The organism is Flavobacterium sp. C4GT6 (genome assembly GCF_036347315.1).
GTDB lineage: Bacteria > Bacteroidota > Bacteroidia > Flavobacteriales > Flavobacteriaceae > Flavobacterium.
In genome coordinates, this window is record NZ_JAZGZU010000001.1 from 377,411 (window position 1) to 400,898 (window position 23,488).

The 23,488-nt window shown below is 35.7% G+C and carries 25 protein-coding genes; 11 read left to right on the forward strand and 14 right to left on the reverse strand.

Going from position 1 to position 23,488, the window contains the following annotated elements:
* Positions 1-4: 4 nt before the first annotated feature.
* The 5 genes from V3Z67_RS01740 to V3Z67_RS01760 all read left to right on the forward strand — a co-directional run bounded on the left by V3Z67_RS01740 (position 5) and on the right by V3Z67_RS01760 (position 4,781).
* Positions 5-1,108, forward strand: coding sequence for a cupin domain-containing protein (locus tag V3Z67_RS01740; protein ID WP_330441695.1), 1,104 nt, complete (start codon positions 5-7; stop codon positions 1,106-1,108).
* A 21-nt stretch (positions 1,109-1,129) separates the two neighbouring features.
* On the forward strand, positions 1,130-2,047 hold the full coding sequence (locus V3Z67_RS01745; RefSeq protein ID WP_330441696.1) for a fumarylacetoacetate hydrolase family protein: 918 nt from the start codon (positions 1,130-1,132) through the stop codon (positions 2,045-2,047).
* Positions 2,048-2,073: 26 nt separating this feature from the next.
* Complete coding sequence (locus V3Z67_RS01750; protein ID WP_330441698.1) at positions 2,074-2,829, forward strand: maleate cis-trans isomerase family protein; 756 nt, start codon at positions 2,074-2,076, stop codon at positions 2,827-2,829.
* A 63-nt stretch (positions 2,830-2,892) separates the two neighbouring features.
* On the forward strand, positions 2,893-3,474 hold the full coding sequence (gene nudK / locus V3Z67_RS01755) for a GDP-mannose pyrophosphatase NudK (RefSeq protein ID WP_330441699.1): 582 nt from the start codon (positions 2,893-2,895) through the stop codon (positions 3,472-3,474).
* Between the two features lie 86 nt (positions 3,475-3,560).
* Positions 3,561-4,781: a DUF763 domain-containing protein gene (locus V3Z67_RS01760; protein ID WP_330441700.1), complete on the forward strand. Its 1,221-nt coding sequence runs from the start codon at positions 3,561-3,563 to the stop codon at positions 4,779-4,781.
* Here V3Z67_RS01760 and V3Z67_RS01765 read toward each other — a convergent pair.
* Positions 4,778-6,304 (reverse strand): DEAD/DEAH box helicase, encoded by a 1,527-nt coding sequence (locus V3Z67_RS01765; protein ID WP_330441701.1) that lies wholly within the window; start codon positions 6,302-6,304, stop codon positions 4,778-4,780. The two genes, V3Z67_RS01760 and V3Z67_RS01765, sit on opposite strands and share 4 nt — an antisense overlap.
* 162 nt (positions 6,305-6,466) lie before the next feature.
* On the opposite strand from V3Z67_RS01765, the gene nfi reads away from it, so the two are divergent.
* A complete protein-coding gene (gene nfi / locus V3Z67_RS01770) occupies positions 6,467-7,177 on the forward strand; it encodes a deoxyribonuclease V (RefSeq protein WP_330441702.1) in 711 nt (236 codons plus the stop codon).
* Here the strand turns inward: nfi and V3Z67_RS01775 are convergent, their stop codons facing one another.
* A complete protein-coding gene (locus tag V3Z67_RS01775; protein WP_330441703.1) occupies positions 7,178-7,690 on the reverse strand; it encodes a DUF6155 family protein in 513 nt (170 codons plus the stop codon).
* A gap of 135 nt (positions 7,691-7,825) precedes the next feature.
* Here V3Z67_RS01775 and V3Z67_RS01780 point away from each other — a divergent pair, with 135 nt between their 5' ends.
* From V3Z67_RS01780 to V3Z67_RS01790, 3 genes are all read left to right on the forward strand, one after another.
* Positions 7,826-8,200: a hypothetical protein gene (locus V3Z67_RS01780; RefSeq protein ID WP_035131016.1), complete on the forward strand. Its 375-nt coding sequence runs from the start codon at positions 7,826-7,828 to the stop codon at positions 8,198-8,200.
* 128 nt (positions 8,201-8,328) lie between these two features.
* Positions 8,329-8,616 (forward strand): DUF3817 domain-containing protein, encoded by a 288-nt coding sequence (locus tag V3Z67_RS01785; RefSeq protein ID WP_330441704.1) that lies wholly within the window; start codon positions 8,329-8,331, stop codon positions 8,614-8,616.
* Positions 8,617-9,879, forward strand: a complete 1,263-nt coding sequence (locus V3Z67_RS01790) for a mechanosensitive ion channel family protein (RefSeq protein ID WP_330441705.1) — start codon at positions 8,617-8,619, stop codon at positions 9,877-9,879.
* Here the strand turns inward: V3Z67_RS01790 and V3Z67_RS01795 are convergent.
* The 4 genes from V3Z67_RS01795 to V3Z67_RS01810 form a co-directional block, all read right to left on the reverse strand.
* Positions 9,876-10,268 carry an acyl-CoA thioesterase gene (locus V3Z67_RS01795; RefSeq protein WP_035131030.1) on the reverse strand — a complete coding sequence of 131 codons (393 nt, stop codon included), beginning with the start codon at positions 10,266-10,268 and terminating at the stop codon, positions 9,876-9,878. The genes V3Z67_RS01790 and V3Z67_RS01795 overlap by 4 nt on opposite strands.
* Before the next feature lie 329 nt (positions 10,269-10,597).
* Positions 10,598-11,539, reverse strand: coding sequence for a cation diffusion facilitator family transporter (locus V3Z67_RS01800; protein ID WP_330441706.1), 942 nt, complete (start codon positions 11,537-11,539; stop codon positions 10,598-10,600).
* 80 nt (positions 11,540-11,619) lie between these two features.
* On the reverse strand, positions 11,620-11,964 hold the full coding sequence (locus V3Z67_RS01805; RefSeq protein ID WP_330441707.1) for a hypothetical protein: 345 nt from the start codon (positions 11,962-11,964) through the stop codon (positions 11,620-11,622).
* 11 nt (positions 11,965-11,975) lie between these two features.
* A complete protein-coding gene (locus V3Z67_RS01810) occupies positions 11,976-12,173 on the reverse strand; it encodes a hypothetical protein (protein WP_157481461.1) in 198 nt (65 codons plus the stop codon).
* A gap of 291 nt (positions 12,174-12,464) precedes the next feature.
* Between V3Z67_RS01810 and V3Z67_RS01815 the strand changes: the two genes are divergently transcribed.
* Positions 12,465-14,765: an acyl-CoA dehydrogenase family protein gene (locus tag V3Z67_RS01815; RefSeq protein WP_330441708.1), complete on the forward strand. Its 2,301-nt coding sequence runs from the start codon at positions 12,465-12,467 to the stop codon at positions 14,763-14,765.
* A gap of 23 nt (positions 14,766-14,788) precedes the next feature.
* Here V3Z67_RS01815 and menC read toward each other — a convergent pair whose 3' ends face one another.
* From menC to V3Z67_RS01845, 6 genes are read right to left on the reverse strand one after another with little or no spacing between them, the layout of a single operon-like run.
* Complete coding sequence (gene menC, locus V3Z67_RS01820; RefSeq protein ID WP_330441709.1) at positions 14,789-15,823, reverse strand: o-succinylbenzoate synthase; 1,035 nt, start codon at positions 15,821-15,823, stop codon at positions 14,789-14,791.
* A complete protein-coding gene (locus V3Z67_RS01825; RefSeq protein WP_330441710.1) occupies positions 15,823-16,500 on the reverse strand; it encodes a metal-dependent hydrolase in 678 nt (225 codons plus the stop codon). Before V3Z67_RS01825 ends, menC begins: the two co-directional genes overlap by 1 nt.
* 26 nt (positions 16,501-16,526) lie before the next feature.
* A complete protein-coding gene (gene menA, locus V3Z67_RS01830) occupies positions 16,527-17,429 on the reverse strand; it encodes a 1,4-dihydroxy-2-naphthoate octaprenyltransferase (RefSeq protein WP_330441711.1) in 903 nt (300 codons plus the stop codon).
* Between the two features lie 30 nt (positions 17,430-17,459).
* Positions 17,460-18,977, reverse strand: coding sequence for a PH domain-containing protein (locus V3Z67_RS01835; protein WP_330441712.1), 1,518 nt, complete (start codon positions 18,975-18,977; stop codon positions 17,460-17,462).
* Positions 18,967-19,509 (reverse strand): PH domain-containing protein, encoded by a 543-nt coding sequence (locus V3Z67_RS01840; protein WP_330441713.1) that lies wholly within the window; start codon positions 19,507-19,509, stop codon positions 18,967-18,969. Before V3Z67_RS01840 ends, V3Z67_RS01835 begins: the two co-directional genes overlap by 11 nt.
* Positions 19,497-20,339 carry a 1,4-dihydroxy-2-naphthoyl-CoA synthase gene (locus V3Z67_RS01845; RefSeq protein WP_330441714.1) on the reverse strand — a complete coding sequence of 281 codons (843 nt, stop codon included), beginning with the start codon at positions 20,337-20,339 and terminating at the stop codon, positions 19,497-19,499. The genes V3Z67_RS01840 and V3Z67_RS01845 overlap by 13 nt, the downstream gene beginning before the upstream one ends.
* 249 nt (positions 20,340-20,588) lie before the next feature.
* Here V3Z67_RS01845 and V3Z67_RS01850 point away from each other — a divergent pair, with 249 nt between their 5' ends.
* Positions 20,589-21,785 carry a serine hydrolase domain-containing protein gene (locus V3Z67_RS01850; RefSeq protein ID WP_330441715.1) on the forward strand — a complete coding sequence of 399 codons (1,197 nt, stop codon included), beginning with the start codon at positions 20,589-20,591 and terminating at the stop codon, positions 21,783-21,785.
* A 4-nt stretch (positions 21,786-21,789) separates the two neighbouring features.
* Here V3Z67_RS01850 and ygiD read toward each other — a convergent pair whose 3' ends face one another.
* Both ygiD and V3Z67_RS01860 read right to left on the reverse strand, forming a co-directional pair.
* Positions 21,790-22,620 (reverse strand): 4,5-DOPA dioxygenase extradiol, encoded by an 831-nt coding sequence (ygiD, locus tag V3Z67_RS01855; protein WP_330441716.1) that lies wholly within the window; start codon positions 22,618-22,620, stop codon positions 21,790-21,792.
* Positions 22,621-22,631: 11 nt separating this feature from the next.
* The gene (locus tag V3Z67_RS01860; RefSeq protein WP_330441717.1) at positions 22,632-23,465 is read right to left on the reverse strand and encodes a CvfB family protein; all 834 of its coding nucleotides are present in this window, start codon (positions 23,463-23,465) and stop codon (positions 22,632-22,634) included.
* Between the last annotated feature and the right edge of the window lie 23 nt (positions 23,466-23,488).

Below are 23,488 nucleotides of genomic sequence, written 5' to 3' on the forward strand. Positions count from 1 at the left end.
TAGTATGGATACAAAATACGATGACAGTGTACTGGGCCGTGCAAGAGTACAGGACACTCCGGAATTAGAAGCCTACTATGCCGAACTGAACAAACTTGGCGCCGGTGCTTTATGGACCGTAGCAAACGATATTGAGCCATGGGAACCAAAACCTTCGTCGGTACCTATGTTATGGCGTTATGAGGATTTAAGAGAATTGGTTTTAAAATCATCAGAACTCGTAACTCCCGAACAGGCCGGAAGACGTGTTGTTTACCTTGTAAACGATAAACGCAGGGATGTAAGTGCTGCTGTAGGTTGGCTTTATACCGGTATTCAGGTAACAAGACCGGGAGAAAGTACCTCTGCTCACCGCCATAAGGCCTCTGCCCTTCGTTTTATTATGGAAGGTGAAGGTGGTTATACAGTTGTAGATGGTAATAAGATAATGCTGGAAGTTAACGATTTTGTTATCACCCCAAACAGTACGTGGCATGAGCACGGTGTGGAAGAAGGCGGAAAAACCTGTATTTGGCAGGACGGACTTGATATTCCGCTTGTAAATGCACTGGAAGCTAACGACTATGCAGTTCTTGATGGGAAACAACCTCTTGAAAAACCGGTTAACTTCTCTCCGCTAACTTATGGAGGTGCAGGACTTGTACCAGCCGATCAGGAATGGAATAAGCCTTACTCTCCAATTTTTAAATATTCATGGAAACAGGTATACCCTGCGCTACAGGAAGCTGCAACAGTTAATGAGGGTTCACCTTATGATGGTGTACTGATGCATTATAGCAACCCTGTAACCGGAGGACACGTAATGCAGACTATGGGAGCTTCTATACAAATGTTACGCCCTGGTGAGCATACTAAAGCCCATAAACACACAGGGTCATTTGTATACCAGTGTGCTAAAGGAAAAGGTTACTCTGTTATAGGCGGAAAGCGTTATGACTGGAAAGAAAGAGATATTTTCTGCGTACCTTCGTGGGTATATCACGAGCATGTAAACCTTTCGGAAACAGAAGATGCATGCCTGTTCTCGTTTAATGATTTACCTGTGATAGAATCACTGGGGTTATATCAGGAAAAAGCACATCCTGACGGATTCCAGAAAATTGAATAATAATATTACAAACAAACAATAATGAAATTAGTTACTTACAGAATAAACCACACGGCCTCAAGCCTTGGATTTATTGAAGATAATATGATAGTTGATGCCGAAAAACTGGGGCATTTAAAACAGAGTCCGCTTCCTAACAATATGCTTGATTTTATTGATTTAGGTGAAAGCGGAATAAAACAGGCTGTTCAGTTATTAAATACTGCTACTAAAGAGGAACTGGAAGAGTGTTCTATACCATTAGGAAATGCTACCCTACTTGCGCCTATTCCAAGACCAAGAAAAAATATTTTTGGTATAGGGCTTAACTATACGGAACACGTTGCCGAATCAGCTCGTTCATTGGACACTTCTAAAGATCTTCCGCAACAACCTGTTATATTTACTAAGCCTACGACAGCCGTAACCGGACCTGAAACAGATATTATTCACAACCAAAAAGTAACTCAACAACTGGATTATGAAGTGGAACTTGCCGTAATTTTAGGTAAAGGAGGGAAAAATATAGCTAAAGAGAATGCTCTTGACTGTGTTTATGGCTATACTATTATCAACGATATTAGTGCAAGAGACTGTCGTCGTGCAGGACAATGGATTGTATCTAAAGGTCAGGATACCTTTGCTCCTATGGGGCCTGTACTGGTAACTAAGGACGAGATAAAGGATCCGCATAACCTTAATTTATCCCTTAAACTTAACGGGGTTGAAAAACAAAACTCAAATACTAAATTCATGTTGTTTAATATAAACGATCTGATTCATGATTTGAGTACGGTGTTTACCCTTGAAACCGGTGACATAATCGCTACGGGTACACCAGCAGGTGTTGGTGCAGGAAGAACTCCGCAGGAGTTTATGTGGCCGGGTGATGTTGTAGAAGCAACAGTTGAGGGAATTGGTACGCTTAAGAATACCATTGTAGATTCTGAAAGCTTATAGTTAAACTTAAAGTATAACTTTAAATAATGAATAATAAAGTATATAGAATAGGTCAGATAGTCCCAAGTTCAAACGTAACCATGGAAACGGAAATACCTGCCCTGTTACGTTCCCGTGAAACTATAGCGCCAGAACGTTTTACATTCCATTCCAGCAGAATGAGAATGAAAAAAGTAACAAAAGAAGAACTGGAAGCAATGGATGCCCAGAGCCTAAAATGTGCTCAGGAGCTATCTGATGCACGTGTAGATGTTATGGGATATGCCTGCCTTGTTGCTATTATGAGCATGGGGCGTGGTTACCATTGTGTTTCGGAAACCAACTTACATGAGGAAACCGTTAAAAACGATGCCCCTGCCCCTGTTGTTACAAGTGCCGGAGCATTAATAAACGGATTAAAAGTATTAGGTGCTAAAAAAGTAGCAGTTATTACTCCTTACATGAAACCACTTACCGAAATGGTTGTTGATTATATTGAACACCAGGGATTTGAAGTGGTTGATTATATAGCTCTTGAAATACCGGATAACCTTGAGGTTGCTGCGCAAAACCCTAAGAATCTTTTAGACATCTATAAAAGACTTAATCTTGAAGGTGTAGATGTTATTGTAGCATCTGCCTGTGTGCAAATGCCTTCTCTTGAGGCTATTGATGCTATTGAGAAAGAAAGCGGAATCCCAGTAACATCAGCAGCAGTATGCACTACATACGAGATGCTTAAAAAATTGGGATTAGATACCAAAGTACCTATGGGTGGCGCCTTATTAAGCGGAAAGTACTAAATTTTATCAGTATATTTGAAATGGATTCTCCCCTCCTAGTGAGGGGAATTTATTTTTAGGTATATGGAAGAAAAAAAAGTAAAAGTAATATCCTCTGAACTTTTATCAGATAACTGGGGAGTATTACGTAAAGTAAAATACGATTTTAAGCTGCAGGACGGCAGTTGGCAGCAACAGGAGCGCGAAGTATATAATCGTGGTAACGGAGCTGTAATAATTCTTTATAATAAGGAAAAAGGTACGGTTATACTTACGCGTCAGTTACGTATACCTACATGGTTTAACGGTAATGCGGACGGGATGATGATTGAAGCCTGCGCAGGGCTTTTAGACGAGAATGATCCGGAAGAATGTATTAAACGTGAAACGCAGGAAGAAACGGGTTACAGGATTACCGAGGTTAAAAAGATAATGGAGGTATATATGTCTCCGGGTTCAGTAACCGAAATAATACACTTTTTTACAGGTTCGTATTCAGAAGATATGAAAATCAGTGAAGGCGGTGGTGTTGAAAGTGAACACGAAAATATTGAAGTGCTTGAAATGCCGTTTACACAAGCCATTAATATGATTAAGAATGGTGAAATAAAAGATGCAAAAACCATAATGCTACTACAATATGCTCAAATTAATTGTTTAGTGTAAAAACAATATAACTTTAAAACAAACAGCCGTGTTTAACATTTTTAAGCACGGCTGTTTTGTATTTTTACATATTCATAATTCATAGCATGAAACACTCCGGATCAGCAGATTTACCATTACATAACGGACATGTACCTCTTTGGCTTTCCGAAAGGATGTCAAAACTGGGACTTTCCATTATGGAGACTATTGTGATGGAATTTTCTGCAGCCGAGGCTATAAGTAAATTATCCAATCCGTTTTGGTTTCAAAGCTTTGGTGCTGTTATGGGGATGGATTGGCATTCATCAGGCATTACCACTTCTGTATTGGGCGCTTTAAAGCGTTCGGTAAATCCGCATGCTAAAGAGTTGGGTATTTACATTTGTGGCGGCAAGGGTAAACATTCCACTAAAACTCCGGAAGAATTACTTGCTGTAGGTTATAAAACCGGACTGGACGGTGTTCAACTGGCTAACTTCAGTAAGCTTACTGCTAAGGTGGATAATACTGCTATACAGGATGGGTATCAGCTTTATCAGCATAACTTTATAGTGACCGATAAAGGAGATTGGTGTGTTATACAGCAGGGAATGAATGACAGTAATGCTATGGCACGCAGATATCATTGGCATTCAAAAGATTTACAATCGTTTATTGATGAACCCCATACGTTTATATATGGTAAGAATAAAGGTGAAATTTTAAACCTTACAGCCCATAATGCAGTTTCGGCTAGGGAAAAATCATTGGTTATAGCAAATGAGAATCCGGAAAGGATATTGAAGGAAATAAACCATCTTGTAATGCCTAGTCACCATGATGTGCGTATGAAAGATGTAAACATGAAACGTTTAGGAGCAATGCTTTGGGTAGCTCATGAAAATAAGCCTGAAGATTTTGAAAGCCTGTTAATGCTTAAAGGAATGGGGCCACGTTCATTACAGTCGTTGGCATTGGTAAGTGAAGTAATTTATGGTACTCCTACCCGATTTGAAGATCCGGCACGTTTTTCTTTTGCTCATGGTGGTAAAGATGGGCATCCGTTTCCTGTACCCGTAAATACTTTTGATGAAACAATTAATACCCTACAGACAGCTATTCAAAAAGCAAAAATTGGTAATAGCGATAAAATGCATGCTATCAGGAAACTTTCTGAAATATCATGGGAAGCCGAAAAAGGATTTAGCCCAAATGAAAATTTTGATGCTTTAGTACAAAGAGAAAGGGATGAATCGTATAAATATGGAGGAAGAACTATTTTTGGAGAAGCACAGCCTCCTAAAAAAGACAAACCTTCTTCAGGAGGACAGCTATCGTTATTTTAATCTTCTTCCATAGCATATTTTCTAAACAGCTTACCTATGCTGGTACCTAGTCGGGTTCTGTAATCCTCCATCAGCCATTCACGGTAATTTTTTGTAGTTCTTGTAAGCAGGTTAGAGTACTGTTTTACCCTATATTCAATATCCGGCTCCAGTAATTTTGCCAGTTTACGGGCTTCGGGTATAGTCTCACTATTTTCAACACACATTTGTGCGTGTTGCATAATAGACTTATCGATAACCGATTTAGGCTTCATCTTTAACTCGGCTGCAACTTTAAATTCGTCCTCAACATCAAATTCTACATCGTCAGAGTTAGGGAATTTATTTCTTATTTCCTCAGGCATAGTATAAACGTGAAGGCTTTCTATTTCAGCATCGGTACGAATACTATCCAGGAATAATTCGGGATTTTTAAAAATGTAATGCCAGTCTACAGGATCACTCCATAAACCGAATCGCTGCGCATTATTACCTAAATCAATTACAGTAAATGTATCTTTCCCCGGCAGTTTACGTGAACCACGGCCTATCATCTGGAAATACAGTGTTAGCGAACGTGTCGCCCTGTTAAGGATAATAGTTTCTACCGTAGGCTCATCAAAACCGGTTGTTAAGATGGAAACCGACGTTAATATAGCGTCAGGAGTATTTTTAAACCAGCTTAATATCTTTTTACGCTCCATTTCGGGCGTTCTGTTATCAAGATGTTTAATAGGTAATCCGGCAGCTTTAAAGGTTTCATATACATATAGTGATGTATAGATACCGTTGTTAAATATCAGGGTTTTTTTACCTTTTGAACGGTAATCATAAGCCTGTAGCAGTAAATCCTGCATAACGGCACGCGAATACAGCTCGTCAGACGACGCTACCGTATAATCACCATTAATACCAAGCTTTAACGATGTAAGTTCTACATCATAATCATACATAGCTGCCTTAGCCAGATAACCTTTATCAATAAGTGACTGAATAGGTTCTCCCGTTATTAATTCGCTATAGGTTTCATACATCGGTAAATCGATGTTTGAACTTAGCGGAGTAGCTGTTACTCCCAAAAACAATGATTTTTTGAAAAATGAGAACAGTTTTCTAAACGAGTTATAGTGCGCCTCATCGACAATTACAAGCCCTACGTCATCCATGCGGAATTTTTTATCCTTAAGCCTGTTGTTTAAGGTTTCTACCATGGCTACATAGCACGAGTATTCATTGTCATATGGCAGCTCTTTTACGCTACTGTCTATAACAGTGTTTTTAACCCCAAAGCTTTTAAGCATTTTTGAGGTTTGTTTACTAAGTTCTATTCTGTGCGTAAGTACTAACACCTTACGGTTATATTGTTCTAAGTATCTGCGGGCTATCTCAGAAAAGATGACAGTTTTCCCTCCACCTGTAGGTAACTGGTACAACAGATGATAGTTGTCAGGCTTGCCTTCAAACTTTTCGAAAATCGTGTCTATATCGTTTTTCTGATATTGGTACAGCTCTTTCCTGTCTACTTCCTTAACTTCTCTTTCCATACAGTTCGATAAATACCAAAAATAAGGTGGTTGGAGCCTTATTTTGTGTTTAAAAAATCTTAAACTTTTGCAATCCCTTAATTTAAGGAAACATTAGCAATATACACTATTAAACGGGGAATTTTAATTTGTATTTTAGAAGTTCTTCTTTAAAGGTGTGATATGCTAAATTATAATGCCATTTCGATTACAGATGCTACTGCTGTTCAAAATGAACTAAGGCAAAAGTTGATTTTGCAAACATACGATAAAAATATTACTACTATAGCAGGTGGCGACATTTCACATAATAAAGATAGTGATACTGTTTACGCAGGTATAGTTATACTAAGTTATCCGCAAATGGTTTTACAATCCTATTCGTTAATTGAGTTCAAAACAAAATTTCCCTATGTGCCACAATATTTAGGTTTTAGGGAGGTGCCGACATTAATAGAAGCATGGAAACAGATACCTGTAAAACCTGATACACTGGTTTTGGACGGACAGGGAATTACTCATCCAAGACGTATGGGTATCGCTTCTCATTTTGGTGTTTTGCAAGATATTCAAACTATAGGTTGTGCTAAAAGTATGCTTTATGGAAGCTATGATGCATTAGCAGATGAGAAATTTAGTGCCAGTCCCATTTACAGCGGAAACGAATTATTAGGTTATGCACTACGCACTAAAACAAATGTAAAGCCTGTTTATATCGCTCCGGGGCATAAAGTATCTGTAGAAGACTCGTTAAGAATAATGAAACAGTGTACTATAAAGCATCGCATCCCAGAACCTACACGCCTGGCGCATGAAAAAGTTAATCTATTTAGAGTAGGAAAACTTAAGGAAGGATATCATTTAGCAGATGTACAAACCAACCTGTTTACGTAATTATTCAAAATTATCGTAAATGCGTTCAAATTCCTTTCGGTTTTCCCATTTCTGTTCAAAAGCTTCGTCATGTATGCTTTTTAGACGGGTTTTAAAGTCGGGAGCCATTCCGTTAGCTACAATATAATCAGCAGCCTGTTTATAGGAATTAAGCATACTTTTATAAAATGTAACCTGTTTTACAAACTTCTCTGCCGAATAGCTTTGGGCTATTTCAATATTAAACAACATAACATCGGCTACCATAAAAGGGTTGGCACCCAGTGTAATAAAATGCTTAATGTATTTTTGAGCAACCGATCTTCTCATTTTTGATTTTTTCCCTTTTACAGGAAAATATTCGTTAGAAATCTTCAATTTAGCCTCCTGCTCCAGCTTATCTTCCTTAGGGTTAAAAACAAAATCATAGTAGGTTTTAACATCACTAAACTTATCGTAAATTTCTAAAAACTGTTCTTCAAGCTGATTTTTAGTAAGTTGAGAGAGGTATTTTTTAAGGTCGCGTTTACTCATATGTAGTTTTATATCGCTCAAAAATAAGGTTTAATAAGGCTTTTGGCAATTATTTAAAAAAAAGATATGGAAAAATTAGATAAAATAGTATTTTTGCAATCCTTAAACAAGTTCAAAACTAAATCACTTTAAGCTGTGGAGAATCCGAGTGCACAAAAACTGATCAAGAAAATTCAGGTTGATTTGTTTAAAAACGGTTTTGTTGCTGAGACGCTAATAACCGACCTGAAAAAACTGCGTGAATATGCGCTTGAAGAGCAAGTACCTGTATTAGTAAAGGCAATACGTTTAACGTATGAACACCTTGAAGCAAACGGTGCGTTTTTAATACCAATACCTGACGATGAGCCTGTAGATGAAGAAACAGAACTTATTACAGATGGTAACACCGTGAGTACAGAAAACAATATGGAAAGCTTAGAATACCTTATTTCCTTATTTACTGATTTAGGCAATAAAAACAACATGCTTGACTTAAGAGAATACAACAAAGCATTACAGGAATTTTAATAATTTACATCGGTTATATAATTAGGGCTGTTTGGAAACAAACAGCTTTTTTATTTATACTACACAATTAACTTTTACAGTTTTTTAGAATAATTCTTAATTACTACCTTTGCCGAAAATTAAGCATTATGATCAAATTCTTTAAAATTATAGCTACCCTTGAGGGTGTTTCTTTTTTAGCTCTTTTATTTATTGGTGTACCTTTAAAGTATACAATGGAAATGGAACAGATTGTAAAAATAATGGGGCCTATACATGGTTTTCTTTTTATTGCTTATATAGTTCTTGCTATTATGCTTAACAGCGAGCACAAATGGCCTACAAAGAAATTTGTTATAATATGTTTGGCTTCTGTCATACCTTTTGGTACCTTTTACATTGAAAACAAATATTTTAAAGAATCTGCTAATTCATAAATGGAAGTATTTAACTGGGCATACAAATTATTCAGGGATTTAGATTTTAGCCGTACATCGGCTACTTATGCCAATCTGGTAGTTAATATTATTGTTATAATAGTAGTAGCACTTATTCTTGATTTTATATCTAAAAGAATACTTGTGGCTGCTTTTACCGTTTTTGCAAAGCGTACTAAAACTGCCTTTGATGATATTTTAGTAGAAAATAAAGCTACAAAGTATGTTGCTCATTTAGTGCCTACTTATTTTGTTTATGTAACTATTCCAATTGTATTAAAGAGTTTTGCCTACTGGGAGAAGTTTTTTGAAAAAGGAATGAGCATATTTATAATTTTCCTTTTCCTATGGATTATACGTAGTGTATTACATTCATTAAAAGATTACCTTAAAACCAAGCCTGCTTATAGCGATAAACCAATTGACAGCTATATACAGGTATTAATGATTATATTATGGCTATTTGCCAGTATTTCAATTATACTTACCCTGTTTGGTCTTAAAGTAGAGACTCTTCTAGGTGCTTTAGGAGCTATTTCTGCAATTATATTATTGATATTCAGAGATACTATACTTGGGTTTGTTGCCAGTATACAGGTTAGTGTGAACGATATGGTTCGTATTGGTGACTGGATTACTATAGATAAGTATGGAGCTGACGGTGATGTGATTGAAATTAACCTTGCCACGGTTAAGGTTAGAAACTTTGATAACACTACCACTACTCTACCTACTTACAGCCTGATATCTGATTCATTTAAGAACTGGAGAGGAATGGTAACTTCAGGAGGTAGAAGGATAAAAAGAAATATTCTTATAAAAACGAACTCAGTTAGATTTGTTTCCGGTGACGAGATTGAAGAGTTTAAAAAGATTCAGCTTATAAAATCTTATATAGATCACCGTCAGGCTGATATTGATAAGTTTAACAGTCAGAATTCTGTTGATAAGAGCATACAGATAAATGGTCGTAATATGACTAATCTGGGCTTATTTAGAAAATATATCAATCAGTATATTGAAAGCCATCCGGCTATCAATAAAGATATGACTATGATGTGTAGGCATTTACAACCTACAGAAAAAGGTATACCTATTGAAATTTATGCCTTTACTACAGATAAACGTTGGGTGAATTATGAATATATCATGGCCGATATATTTGACCACGTTATTGCAGCCGTAAAGTACTTTGATTTGGAAATATTTGAACTTCCGTCAAATAATAATACTGTATTTGTAGAGACAGATGGCGAACATTAACGATTCGCTATCCTGTCTTTTACATATTCTATTTTAGTTTTACCATGCGGGCTTGGTCTCCCAAAACTATCAAGGTTAACCATAGTAATATTATCTACCGTAATAATCTTTTCATGAGTCATTTTATTACGCACCTCACATTTTAGTACTATTGATGAATTGCCAAACCGTACTACATCAATACCAATCTCTACAATATCTCCCTGTTTGGCAGAACTCATAAAATTGATTTCAGACATATGTTTGGTTACTACACGCTGATTTTCAAGCTGTACTATAGAATATAAAGCGGCTTCTTCGTCAATCCAAGCCAATAGCTTTCCTCCAAATAAAGTTCCGTTTGGATTTAAGTCTTCGGGTTTCACCCATTTTCTTGTGTGGAATCTCATTGTGGTAAGTTTTTACTTAAACAAGTTTATAATTTATACTGTTTTAACGTATGCAAAAAACAATATTTGACCGAAAAGGTTTTTGATAAAATTAAATGTATTGAGTATGTTAATAATATACTACAAAGATACGTATATGTTGACTTTTAGCAGTTATGATGCTAAAGGTTTTTCCTATAATATTATAACTTAAAAGGTTAGCTTTACCACTTATAATATTATAATTCTTCGTATATAAATAAATTGCATTTTAGGTAAAAATATAAAAGTAATTTGGAGAACGGAGCTGGTGAAGTGTATGTGAAAAAGGATGATTTATATTTTAATTTTTAATCCATAGTATCAATTATCCATGGACGATCCTGTCCACCAAAGTTCTTGGCTTCTATATATATTTTCTTGACTGTAGGAAATTTTTCCTTTATTTCGTCTTCAAGCTCTTTTATAGTAATAAATAGATTGTCTACCGTCATATCACTTTGAAATTCCACATCAAGAGCCAATAAAATTTCATAGGGAGCAAGATGCATCGTTAAAGGAAAATATAATGTTTTTACCCTTTTATCATTACTAACCAAATCATATATACCTTTTACAATGGTACTGTTAGCACTCTCCCCTACTAGTAGCCCTTTACTTTCCCTTACCATAATAATTGCTACAATAATAAGTACAGCACCAATAAGCATAGATGCAAGTGCATCAAAAAACGGATTGTTGTAATAATGTCCTAAAAAAACTCCAAGCAGTGCTATTACTAGTCCGGTAATAGCAGCGCTTTCTTCATATATCACAGCAAACAGCCCTGGGTCTTTACTAAGGCTTAGTTCTTTCCAAAAGCCTCTTTTTCCGCTATTCTTATTAAATTGCCTGATAGCATAAATTAAAGAAGTTCCTTCAAAACCTATTGAAGCAAACAATACAATATAATTCCAAAAAGGATCTTTTAACTCTACAGGGTGTTGTAAATGGGTTATCCCTTCATAAATAGACATACCACCACCAAGTGAAAAAACTAATATAGCAACGATTAGTGTCCAAAAATAAATTTCCTTACCATGCCCAAAAGGATGTGTTTTATCTGCCGGTTTCTGACTTCGCTTTATTCCTAAAAGTAATAATAATGAATTACCGCTGTCTACCGTACTATGTATACCTTCAGAAACCATAGCCGAACTTCCAGTAAAGGAAGCTGCTATAAATTTTACAACTGCAATGGCAAGGTTTGCAGCCAAGGCACCATAAATTGCTATTTTAGAATTCCCTGTCATTAATTGGTTTAGTTTATTATGAAAAAATCCCCAATATTATTACAATATAGGGGATTGATATAAAAGGATTACTTGGATTCTTAATTAGTATATCGTTCGTTAGATTCTTCAAAATCGTCATCATCACTGGAAACTGACTTATTTTGATCTTCATCCAAATCGATATTATCACTTAAAACGGAATCATCCTGATTAAAAGCCTCTGAATATATACTGTTCCCTCCTTCTTCATCCCATTCATCCCTACCGTTAAAATCGTCAGGATTAATATTGTCAGAATCAGTCTCACCATTTTCTTTGGTGTAAGAAACTCCCGGCTGTTCCATAGCAAGGTACTTATTAGGATTTCCTATACTATCAGATTCGTTTTGTTTGTTTTCGTGAGGTTTGTCATTCTCATTATGTTTTCTCTCTTCATTTCCCATAGCAACATTTTTTAGAAAAGTAAAATAGCTGTTATATCATTAATTTTTAAAAGTCTCAAATTCGTTTTAATAAGGTTTTTAAGTAGCAGATTACAAGACAGAACTTCATTTACCTGTGCTTCTTTTTCCTGTTGTGCGGCAGCCTCTTCATAAGAAACGGTTCTCATGGCTCCAACACCTCCCGACTGTGTCATAATTATGCGTTCCATGGCAATTTAATTTAATAGATGATTACTCTTTTATTGTTTGTTTTATGTACTCCTAAGTTATTAACTTATTTTCTAATTATTATGTAATTCAGCATTAAATAATTGCCAATTGGCAAACTTTAACTTTAATAGCGTCATTCACAAAATGTTATAAAAAAACTTTAACATAATCCCTTTGTTTTTAATGAGTTAAATAATGAGTTTTAATCTGTTTGTTGAGTTTACAATTAACACTATTTTAAAAGTAAAAAGTAAGGAATTGCCTATTTTTAATATTCTAATCCAATTAAAATGAATATTACATTTCTTAACGACCCTAAACTCACCATATTACTCCCTGTTATTTATTTAGCCTGGCAGGATGATATATTAACAAAAGAGGAATATACAGCTCTGAATGATTTTATAAATAATCAGGATAATTTCTCTAAAGCCGAAAAGGATTTCCTAAAATCAAAAATTGATTTAAATAATCCGCCGGGACGATCTGAACTTTTCTTTTGGAAAGACCTTATTAATAAAGCACTCAATAACCATAAACCTGGAAACCTTACAGAATTAGGCTTTTTTATTGCAAATGCCGACAGAACTACTTACAGTAGAGAAGATATTAAGGTAATTGAACCACAACTCTTAAAACTTGAAGTGCAATTAGGTATTATAAGTAATGAGGCTATCTCTTCCCTATGTGAAACTCACAATACTATTACCAATAAGCTTAAAACGGTTGAGAGCTTCAGTAAAGAAAAAATGACTGCACTTCTTGACGGTAATCAGTCAGCGATAATAAACAGGGTTAAAAAGGTAATAAGCCAACCTGAATTTTCTTTCGAAACTTCAACCGATATAACTGTATATAGAGAAAAAGTACTTGAATGGTGTAAAATACTGGCAAAAGAAGGTTTTGGAAGTCATGCGTATCCTAAACAGTATGGAGGTGCCGGTGATATTGAAGGATACTTTACCATAATGGAAACTATTAGCTATCATGACCTTAGCCTTGTAATTAAATTTGGAGTCCAGTTTGGATTATGGGGAATGAGTGTTATGTTCCTGGGAACCGAAAAGCATTTTGAGAAATACCTTAATAATATTGGTACTTTAGATATACCCGGAGGTTTTGCCATGACAGAAACCCATCACGGATCTAACGTTAAAGGACTTGAAACTACTGCAACCTATAATCATAAGGACAGAAGTTTTACTATACACACCCCCACACCATTTGCCCGTAAGGAATATATAGGAAACACGGCCCTACATGGTGAAATGGTTACCGTATTCGCTAAACTCATTATTGATGATAAGGACTATGGTGTAAATGCTTTTATTGTTCCTATAAGAGATAAAGATAAAAATGTATTACCTGGTATTAGGATTGAGGACTGCGGACATAAAATGGGTTTAAACGGGGTTGATAACGGGGTTATTTATTTTGATAACGTAGTTATACCTTATGATAATATGCTGGATCGTTTTGCTCAGGTTAATGAAAAAGGTGAATTTGAAACCTCTATACCAAGTGATAACAGAAGGTTTTTTACCATGCTGGGAACACTTGTAGGAGGACGTATAGGTATACCACGTTCGGCACTGGCAGCAGCTAAAACCGGATTAACCATTGCTGTTAAGTATGGTGATAACCGAAGGCAGTTTGGTCCTAATGGCGGAATGGAAGTTCCTATACTAAACTACCGCATGCATCAGCAAAGGCTTATGCCCTATCTGGCTAATACTTTTGCCATACATTTCGGGCTACAGTATCTTACCAAGCGTTTTATGAACCGTACCGAAGATGACATGCAGGAAATAGAAGCTCTCGCTGCAGGTATGAAATCATATTCCACATGGAATACACGTGATGCCTTACAGGAATGTCGTGAAGCCTGTGGTGGTAAAGGGTATCTATCTGAAAACCGTATTGACGATTTAAAAAATGATACTGAAATATATACCACATTTGAAGGTGATAATACCGTACTGATGCAGCTGGTAGCTAAAAACCGTTTAGGAGAATTCCGTAAACAATTTAGCGAGATGAATATAGCTACTATTTTTAGTTATGTCTTGGATCAGGCTAAAACAGCAGTTACCGAAAAGAACCCTTTTACAACAAGAAATATAGATGACAGTCATTTAAAAGATACTGAATTCCATTTACATGCTTTTCAATATAGAGAGAAAGAACTGGTCAGTTCTGCAGCACGTCGTTTTAAACGCTTGGTGGATGACGGACTTGATACTTTTGATGCAGCTAATATAATGCATCCCCACATGTTGCAAATAGCATTTGCTTATCTGGACAGGGTATTTTTAGAGCAATTCCAGTTACAGTTAAGATCAGCAGATGATTCTTTAAAAGAAGTATTAACAAGACTTTATAATCTATTTGCAATTAATAAATTACAGGAAAACAAAGCATGGTACCTAGAGCAGGGGTATATGGAAGGTGTTAAAACCAAAGCGATAAGAAAACTTTTTAGTCAGCTATGTTGGGAAATAAGACGGGATGCTGTCCCTATTGTAGAATCGTTTAATATACCTGAAAACTGCCTTGCTCCTATTATAACTAAAGATTCAAAACAAGCATAAAAAAGAGCCTAATGGCTCTTTTTTTATAGGTTTACCTTCCATGGAAGATCGTTTCTATATGTCAGCTCACCATTTTTAACCTCAAGCGGACAGTCAAAATTATTGGTATATAATCCACCGGTTCCTAATCCCTGCGGCATAGGATTACCAAGTGTATAGGTCCATTGTGCTATAGCGTTTAAACCTATATTACTTTCCAGTGCCGATGTTACCCACCAGCCTATACCTAACTCTTCGGCTATTTCAATCCATTCGGATGAACCCTTAAAACCTCCTACAAGACTTGGTTTTAAAATAATGTATTGAGACTTGATTTTTTGAAGCAGTTTACGCTTGTTTTCATACCCAAAAACACCTATAAGTTCTTCATCTAGTGCTATAGGTAACGGGGTGGTTTTACACAAATCTGCCATAGCTTCTCCCTGTTTCTGTTTAATAGGTTGTTCAATACTATGTAATTGGTATTTTGATAGTTGAGTTAATTTATTTAAAGCTTCAGTTATGCTAAAAGCTCCATTGGCATCAACTCTTATTTCTATCTGTTTAGGAGAGAAATTCTCACGTATAAAAGATAATAAAGCTAATTCCTTATCAAAATCAATAGCACCTATTTTGAGCTTAATACAATTAAAACCCTGTTCCAGTTTGGCATCAATTTGCTCTTTCATATATGCCTCATCCCCCATCCAAACCAGTCCGTTTATGGCGATATTTTTTTTACCCTTTGTAAATTCTGAAGAAAATAAAATAAAAGGATTATCGGCCTCCAGAGACTTAAAAGCCATTTCTATACCAAACTGTATGGAAGGAAATTCGATTAATGCATCCCAGAGTTTTTCTACACCCAAATGAATGTTCTCACACGTCAATTTTAGCTTTTCTTCATAATCATCCCTATCGTCAATACTAAGACCTCTTAATATTCCGCACTCACCTATCCCCTTTTTACCATTATGTTCAATAATAATAAACCAGGTCTCCTTTTCAGTAAGAACGCCCCGCGAAGTTCCGCTGGGGCGTTTAAAATTTAGTATATATTTTTTGTAAGTAGCTTTCATTACAGCTCTAATGACCCTCCTATTTCTAATAGCATTAAATCCTTGTCCTTATCGTAGAATTTCTTTTTAGCTTCCTCGTGGTTAATTTTAATGTACCCAAAAGTATCGTAGTGATACCCTAATACTTTGTCGCACTCAAGAAAATCAGAAGCTATGATAGCGTCTTCCACATCCATAGTGAAGTTGCTGCCAATAGGAAGTATAGCAAGATCAAGTTTTGTACGAAGCGGGATAAGCTTCATGTCATAAGTTAGGGCTGTATCTCCGGCAATGTATATGTTTTTGTGTTCGCCTTCAATCACAAAACCACCTTGGTTACCACCATAAGTTCCGTCAGGGAAAGAGCTTGAATGAATAGCAGTTACATATTTCACTTTACCAAAGTCAAAATTCCAGCTACCACCATGATTCATAGGATGTGTATTGAAGCCTTTTTTTTCATAATACCCGGCAATCTCTGCGTTAGAAACTATAGTTGCACCTGTATTATTAGCAATCGCTTCAACATCAAGAATATGGTCACCATGCGCATGTGTAATAAGAATATAATCAGCTTTAAGCTGAGTTATATCAATATGTTTAGCCAGTTCGTTTGCGGTAATAAACGGGTCTACAATTATATTTTTTCCACCTACCTCAATTCCAAGGCTGGCATGTCCGTAATAGGTTATTTTCATAATTTTAAAGTTGTGAGGTTATTATATTAAAACTGTAATACGATACTTAATAGTACTGACAGAAAAAATGTTCCTAATGCTACTTTTTTAAGCTCAGGATCCAGTTCCTTTGGTATAGTATTTTTACTAACGGTTTTTATATGCAGTAAAAACGGTATGTAAGCCAAAAGGAATAGATATTGCAAAGGCTTAAAGTTATACAAGATAGCGAATAACAGCGTTAAAAACAACGCTGTAAGGATTATGAAATAGTGATATGTTTTAGCACGTTGAGGCCCTAATTTCACTACCAACGTATTTTTACCCGACATGGCATCTGATACCTGATCTCTCATGTTGTTCAGGTTAAGTACAGCTACACTAAGCAGTCCTATAGATATAGCAGGTAGTAAAATAAGTGTATCGAGTTCTTTAGAGAAAAGAAAGTAGCATCCTAATACACTTACAAGACCAAAAAAGATAAATACAAATAAATCTCCTAACCCTTTGTAACCATAAGCCGATTTACCTACAGTATATTTAATCGCAGCAGCTATGGCAGCTAAGCCTAAAAAGAAAAATAATAATGAGTAGACAAGATTCTCTTTCCCAAAAGAAAGGTATATAAGAGCTATTGCAGCACCAAGGGTTAGCAATGAGGTTACTATTATCCCTTTTTTCATTGCTTTAATTGTAATAGCTCCACTTTGTATGGCCCGTTGCGGACCAACACGGTTTTCGTTATCAGTACCTTTTACACCGTCACCATAGTCATTTGCAAAATTTGAAAGTACCTGTAACCCCAAGGTTGTTAACATAGCGAAACCGAAAATACTCCAATTAACCATTCCCTGAGAAAAAGCATAAAAACTACCTACCAGTATCCCTGATACTGATAATGGTAAGGTTCTTAATCTTGCGGCTTCAAACCACGCTTTAGCATTTGCCATTTATATAAACTTAATTTTAATCGTTAATTATTACATCCAGTTCTTATTGGTAGTTTCAACCTGATATAACCAATGATTAGTTAGTTCTTTTAGCCTTGTATAATCGGTAAGTCCGAAAACCAAATTACCTCCAGCCGTATGCAGGGTTACAATACCTATATCAGAACTTTTGTGCCAAAAATACTGGGTAAGGCTAATACCCTGAATTTTATGAGGTGCCAGTATTTGGGTATCAACATCCCATGCTCCCCCTTTTTTTATAATGAAATCGTTATTCACAAAAAGTCTGTAATTCCTAAAAGAGAAAAATACAATTAGCCCTACAAAAATAATGTATATAGGTAAGAATATTATATAATCTCTCATTTCGGGAGATAAATATGAAATAAAGAAAAATACTCCAATTGGTATTACAAGCGACTTTATTATCATAAATATCAGTTTCCTTATACTTGGTTTAAGCGCTACGCCTTTCTCCGGAATTTTATTAAGAAGAAATTTAAGCAGTGTATCTCTTTCATTATCATCACATCCAGGAATTTCTATAGCCGACTGTAATTGCTTTTTATTAGTACTCTGATTAAATGCCTGACTTATTCTAATATCCTGTATTCCCAGTTTCTTTTGGAAAAAATTTCTGCCAATAACCAGTAACTGTACTTTTTCAGGGCGTATTATAGTACTCTTAGTGCTTAACAGTCCGTGTGATAAAAGTAATGAGTTTTGTTTGCGGGTTATTTTAAATCCAAAATAGCGTATTATGGTACGTCCAAGATTAATGAATAGCGTAAGGAATAATATACCAACAATAATAAAGGTGATGAATCTAAGCAGTAGTTCAGGGTCGAAATAACTGTCCAGTGTACCTTCTTCATAACCTGCGGCTTCAATAAAGTCTTCTATATAATGGTATATGGTAATTATAAACGTAAAAAGAAGGGCAAAACTACGGGTATAGTTTGATGTGATTCCGGTTTTAAAAAGCGTAAGAAGACTAATTTGTATAAACGGATGTTCTTTTTCGCTACTTCTTGTTATTACTTTCACTTCCCCTTCTTCGCTGGTAACATCATCATTAGTTTCATATTCATTTTCAAGAAGTCTCTCTTTTAGCAATAATGCCAAATCATGATTTATGGCTCTTATGGAAACTTCTTTTTTGCTGCTTCCGGCAGTATCTACCTCAAGCGCATAAACATCAATTACACGCTGTATAAGCGATTGATTTATATTTACTTGCTGTATCTTATCTAAAGGAATAGCTAACCTGCTTTTATTTAGTATTCCGTGGCGTATAACAAATTCCTGATTTTTTTCGTCGAGAAAAAAAGTGAAGTTGAGATATTTGAGATAGGCTATAACCGCTACCAAGACAATTATAGTAACCGCCCCTACTATAACAGAGAATTTATCATAATCCTTTAGCCTGAATATCCAAACAATAAGTAAAGGCCATAACCCTTTGATTACACCTCTAAGTGTATCGGCAAACATTACTACAACACCTACAAGTGACTGTCGTTGTGGTTTACTAAAATCACTCTTCATTAGGAGTACTCTGTTTTAATATTTTTCCAACCAAAAGCTGTTTAATGTTTTCGGCCTGCTCTTTTTCGATACCTGCTATTTTTACATCACTACTATCACCTCCTGCTGTAAAAACTTCTATAGCCGCAAGCCCGAACTTACGTGAAAAAATACCTTCATGCAGCGCAACATGCTGTACACGGTTGTAAGGTATAATAGTAGTTGTAGTGGCTAAGACACCTTTTTTATAAATAACATCATGTGTTCTAAAAGCATACTCCCTGTTTTTAAAACTAAGGTTTACAAACACAATAGTGATTAATAGCAATAAAAGGTAAACAATAACTGCCGGAATTATATAGGGATGTACTTCTTCGTTAAAATAATATAATGCTCCAATAGCAATAGGCAGTATTAAATAAACAACACCAACATTAAAGTACATTATCTTTTTATAATCAGGGTGTAGTGCAGTAAGCACTGCTTCCTCAAACTTAGGCAGGGAAGCAGTATCTATTACATCATTTGTAAAGCCGTTATTTATGGTATCCATTTAATATCCCTAAAGTTAGGTTTTCTTTTTTCAAGGAAAGCGTCACGACCTTCTTTTGCCTCTTCGGTCATATAAGTTAAGCGTGTAGCTTCTCCGGCAAATACCTGTTGTCCAACCATTCCGTCATCAGTTAGGTTAAAGGCAAATTTAAGCATCTTAATAGATGTAGGAGATTTGTCCAGTATTTCCTGAGCCCACTCATAGGCAGTATCTTCAAGTTCAGCGTGAGGAATAACAGCATTAACCATTCCCATTTCATAAGCGTCCTGAGCCGAGTAGTTTCTTCCTAAAAAGAATATCTCACGGGCACGTTTCTGTCCTACCATTTTAGCAAGGTAAGCAGACCCGTATCCACCATCAAAACTGGTAACATCAGCGTCAGTTTGTTTGAATATAGCATGTTCTTTACTGGCAAGTGTAAGGTCACAAACCACGTGAAGGCTGTGCCCACCTCCTACTGCCCATCCCGGTACTACAGCAATTACCACTTTTGGCATAAAGCGGATTAATCGCTGTACCTCAAGAATGTTTAGCCTGTGCATACCATCATCACCTACATAACCCTGATGCCCACGTGCTTTCTGGTCACCACCACTGCAAAAAGAGTATACTCCGTCTTTAGAAGAAGGACCTTCAGCAGAAAGTAATACAACTCCTATCGAGGTGTCTTCTCTTGCATCGAGAAAAGCTTCAAAAAGTTCGCTGGTTGTTTTTGGCCTAAAGGCATTACGTACATTCGGCCTGTTAAAGGCTATACGGGCAACACCATTACATTTTTTATAGGTAATATCTTCAAATTCCTTTACGGTTTTCCAGTCTATAGTACTCATGTGTCTTTAATATTTCCCGTAAAAATACGGGATTTTTTGGCATTTGCCAATACATTTGAATAGGGTAAAAAAATACAGATAAAATAACTGTTATAAATTACTTTTATTCAGTTTTTTATGTGAAATACATGCAATAACACATTGTTTTAAGTGTTAACCTTTAAAGAAAACAGGGGCAATAATCCAATCTTTATTTATATTTGCGTTTCCACCCCTATTTAAACAGTTTAGAATACACAGATTAGCATAATGAAGTTTTTAAAATTTATCCCTCTAATAGTATTAATAACTCTAGCCTCCTGTAAAAAGGAAAAACATACACTGGCACATCATGAAGTTAAGAAAGAAATAAAAGATACGATTTTAAGAATAAAGCCGCTTGATATTACACTTAACAGGGTTCCGAAGGCTTTTGTAGATTCAAAATACAAGAGTATTGATAATTTTTACAATCATATTTGGCCAAAACATAACCTAAGCGGAGGATTTCTTGTTGCCAAAAACGGACAGGTACTTTATGAAACCTATGGAGGAATAGCCAAGAGAAGTACTAAAGAAGAAATTAATTCCCATACTGCACTACACCTGGCTTCAGTTAGTAAAGTACTTACGGCGGCTGTCGTATTAAAGCTAATTGATTTTAAGAAGCTGGAACTTGATCAAAAAGTAAATTCAATATTACCGGAATTTCCTTATGATGATATTACTATAAAAATGCTTTTAAATCACCGAAGCGGACTCCCAAACTACGCCTATTTTTGTGATAATGCTGAAATTTGGGACAGAAGCATGCTTAAAAATCAGGATATACTGGATTTAATGGCAAAACATAAATTTGATTTATACTTTAAATCCGATAAGAAGTTTGGTTACTGTAACACTAACTATGCTATGTTAGCACTGGTTATAGAGAAAGTAACCCATATGAATTACAGGGATGCCATGAAGAAGATAATATTTGAACCTCTTGGCATGAATGATACTTATGTTTTTGATTACGAAAAACATAAAGATACAGCAAGTCTTTCCTATAAAGGAAATAATGTTTTATATAAGTTTGATTTCCTTGACGATATATACGGAGATAAAAATATATACTCTACCCCAAGGGATTTACTGAAGTTTGACATGGCAACCTATTCAGATGATTTTTTAAACCCCGACCTTGTAAAAAAAGTATTTAAAGGCTATAGTTATGAGCATAAAGGGGTTAAAAATTACGGACTTGGAATCAGGCTACGTGAGTGGAAAACAGGTGAAAAGCTGTTTTACCATAACGGCTGGTGGCATGGTAACACATCGTCTTACGTTACTTTAAAGAAAGATACTGTAACTATTATAGCGCTTTCTAACAAGTTTAGCTATAAGCCATATAAAGTATCTAAGCTGGCACCATTATTTGGTACTTACCCTATGAAAGATGCCGACGAAGATTTATTTGATTAAGGAGTTATCCTATTTTTACCGATGTCATATTTAATGAACCTCCTACAAGCTTATCATTAAAGAAGCTTAGTTCGTCTTTATTATCCTGTAATCCCAGTATATACATTAATGGGTAATAATGGTCTGGTGTTGGGATTGCCAGTTTAGCCGATTTACTGAGTTTTTCATATTCCATAAGCGCTTTATGGTCACCATCCTGTATTTTCTGTTTGAAGATATCATTCATTTCAATAGCCCAGTCAAAACCATAGTTTGGTTCATTTAGTTTACGCCAGTCTATCATACGAAGATTATGTACCATATTACCACTACCTATAATCAGTACACCTTTCTTTCTTAAAGCTGAAAGTTGTTTTGCCAGATTATAATGATATTCTGCAGGCTTACCATAATCAATACTTAACTGTAAAACCGGAATATCAGCATCAGGATACATATGTCTTACAACAGTCCAGGTACCGTGGTCAAGCCCCCAATCGTGATCCAACCCTACATTGGTACTTGTAATTAAGTTGGCTGTTTCCTTTGCCAGCTCAGGACTGCCCTTAACAGGATATTCTACCTCAAATAGAGCCTGAGGAAAACCACCAAAATCATGAATAGTTTTAGGTTCTTCCATAGCTGTAACATGAGTACCTCGTGTTAACCAGTGTGCAGATACTACTATTACAGCTTTGGGTTTTGCAACTTCTTTACCCATCTTGGCCCAGGTTTGCGAAAACTCATTATCCTCAATACCATTCATGGGCGATCCATGTCCTATAAACAACACAGGCAGTTTTATATCTTCTTCCGTTAAACTGTCAGCCCAGTTTTTAAAGTTATGTAGTGACATGGTAGTCTGTTTTATTCGTTTATCAGATGGATACCATCTTCTTTAATCTCAATAAGTCTTTGTTTGTATAAAGAACCTATCGCCTTTTTAAATGCTTTTTTACTCATTTTAAGCACCGTTTTTATATCCTCAGGATGGCTGTTATCATTCAGTCTTATAAAACCTCGGCTTTCACGAAGTTCTTCCAGTATATACTGAGCGTTTGGCTCTATACTGTCGGCACCGCCTTTTTGAAGCGTAATATCTATTTTATTATCAGGGCGAATGAGTTTTACATAACCGATTACCCTATCACCCGTACGCAAATCCTGATATACTTCATCTTTATATAAAAGGCCTTTATGTTTACCATTAATGATGACATTGATACCCATCTCGGTAATATGGGAAATAATCAAGTCTACTTCCTCACCTTCCTCTACAGTAAGCACTTCATTATTCAGAAACTTACTGGTTCTGCTTGAACCTACTAAGCGACCTGTTTTATCATCAATATGCATATGGATTAGGTAGCGCTTACTTTTTTCCATAGGTCTTGCCTGTTCTTTAAAAGGTACAAACAAGTCTTTTTCAAGCCCCCAGTCTACAAATGCTCCAAATTTATTGATATAGCTTACTCTTAAATATGCAAAATCATTTAAGGTAATATATGGCTTTAATGTAGTAGCCACTAGCCTTTCCTCATGATCAAGATATACAAAAACAGCCAACTCATCCCCTACTTCAAATTTACGGGGTACATACTTATTAGGTAATAAAACATCCTTACTACCATCGGTTAAGTATAAACCAACGCTGGTATCTCTTTGTATTTTTAACGTATTATATTGTCCTATCTCAATCATCCTATGTGGTTTATTATATAAAT

Bases quoted from the DNA above. Each gene is read 5' to 3' on its own strand.
- V3Z67_RS01810 (WP_157481461.1), bottom strand. From the start codon at position 12,173: ATGGAACGCATAATTATGACACAGTCGGGAGGTGTTGGAGCCATGAGA.
- V3Z67_RS01775 (WP_330441703.1), bottom strand. From the start codon at position 7,690: ATGAGTAAACGCGACCTTAAAAAATACCTCTCTCAACTTACTAAAAAT.
- V3Z67_RS01860 (WP_330441717.1), bottom strand. From the start codon at position 23,465: ATGATTGAGATAGGACAATATAATACGTTAAAAATACAAAGAGATACC.
- V3Z67_RS01805 (WP_330441707.1), bottom strand. From the start codon at position 11,964: ATGGGAAATGAAGAGAGAAAACATAATGAGAATGACAAACCTCACGAA.
- V3Z67_RS01760 (WP_330441700.1), top strand. From the start codon at position 3,561: ATGAAACACTCCGGATCAGCAGATTTACCATTACATAACGGACATGTA.
- V3Z67_RS01850 (WP_330441715.1), top strand. From the start codon at position 20,589: ATGAAGTTTTTAAAATTTATCCCTCTAATAGTATTAATAACTCTAGCC.
- V3Z67_RS01740 (WP_330441695.1), top strand. From the start codon at position 5: ATGGATACAAAATACGATGACAGTGTACTGGGCCGTGCAAGAGTACAG.
- V3Z67_RS01750 (WP_330441698.1), top strand. From the start codon at position 2,074: ATGAATAATAAAGTATATAGAATAGGTCAGATAGTCCCAAGTTCAAAC.
- V3Z67_RS01840 (WP_330441713.1), bottom strand. From the start codon at position 19,509: ATGGATACCATAAATAACGGCTTTACAAATGATGTAATAGATACTGCT.
- nfi (WP_330441702.1), top strand. From the start codon at position 6,467: ATGCTAAATTATAATGCCATTTCGATTACAGATGCTACTGCTGTTCAA.
- ygiD (WP_330441716.1), bottom strand. From the start codon at position 22,620: ATGTCACTACATAACTTTAAAAACTGGGCTGACAGTTTAACGGAAGAA.
- V3Z67_RS01825 (WP_330441710.1), bottom strand. From the start codon at position 16,500: ATGAAAATAACCTATTACGGACATGCCAGCCTTGGAATTGAGGTAGGT.
- V3Z67_RS01745 (WP_330441696.1), top strand. From the start codon at position 1,130: ATGAAATTAGTTACTTACAGAATAAACCACACGGCCTCAAGCCTTGGA.
- V3Z67_RS01800 (WP_330441706.1), bottom strand. From the start codon at position 11,539: ATGACAGGGAATTCTAAAATAGCAATTTATGGTGCCTTGGCTGCAAAC.
- V3Z67_RS01845 (WP_330441714.1), bottom strand. From the start codon at position 20,339: ATGAGTACTATAGACTGGAAAACCGTAAAGGAATTTGAAGATATTACC.
- V3Z67_RS01790 (WP_330441705.1), top strand. From the start codon at position 8,617: ATGGAAGTATTTAACTGGGCATACAAATTATTCAGGGATTTAGATTTT.
- V3Z67_RS01815 (WP_330441708.1), top strand. From the start codon at position 12,465: ATGAATATTACATTTCTTAACGACCCTAAACTCACCATATTACTCCCT.
- nudK (WP_330441699.1), top strand. From the start codon at position 2,893: ATGGAAGAAAAAAAAGTAAAAGTAATATCCTCTGAACTTTTATCAGAT.
- V3Z67_RS01785 (WP_330441704.1), top strand. From the start codon at position 8,329: ATGATCAAATTCTTTAAAATTATAGCTACCCTTGAGGGTGTTTCTTTT.
- menC (WP_330441709.1), bottom strand. From the start codon at position 15,823: ATGAAAGCTACTTACAAAAAATATATACTAAATTTTAAACGCCCCAGC.
- V3Z67_RS01765 (WP_330441701.1), bottom strand. From the start codon at position 6,304: ATGGAAAGAGAAGTTAAGGAAGTAGACAGGAAAGAGCTGTACCAATAT.
- V3Z67_RS01835 (WP_330441712.1), bottom strand. From the start codon at position 18,977: ATGAAGAGTGATTTTAGTAAACCACAACGACAGTCACTTGTAGGTGTT.
- V3Z67_RS01795 (WP_035131030.1), bottom strand. From the start codon at position 10,268: ATGAGATTCCACACAAGAAAATGGGTGAAACCCGAAGACTTAAATCCA.
- menA (WP_330441711.1), bottom strand. From the start codon at position 17,429: ATGGCAAATGCTAAAGCGTGGTTTGAAGCCGCAAGATTAAGAACCTTA.